Genomic DNA, 284 nt, shown 5'->3' with positions numbered 1-284 from the left:
CATGATTTCGACGCGTTTGATGGAGTCGATGCCGAGGTCGGCCTCGACGTCCATGTCCAGGTCCAGCGTCTCCGCCGGGTAGCCCGTCCTGTCCGACACGACACCGAGCAGCACGTCCGCCACGTCCTTCGCGCCGAGCACGGCCCGGGGGGCTGCGGGTGCGGCGGCGACCGAAACCCGAGTGTGCGGAGCGGCGCTGCTCGAACCACCGAGGCTGAGCACGAAGTTCACGATCTCGTTCAACGTGCGGAGTTCGGCGAGTTGTTCGGGTCCGACGGGGGTGG

Annotated in this window: 1 protein-coding gene; it reads right to left on the bottom strand. The window is 68.0% G+C overall.

What is annotated here, in order from left to right:
* A partial coding sequence (locus tag RB628_RS41965; protein ID WP_318325831.1) for a phosphopantetheine-binding protein occupies positions 1-284 on the bottom strand: 284 nt, incomplete at both ends.

Source organism: Streptomyces sp. ADMS (assembly GCF_033441795.1).
Lineage (GTDB): Bacteria > Actinomycetota > Actinomycetes > Streptomycetales > Streptomycetaceae > Streptomyces.
This window is presented reverse-complemented; position numbering and strand designations above follow the sequence as displayed.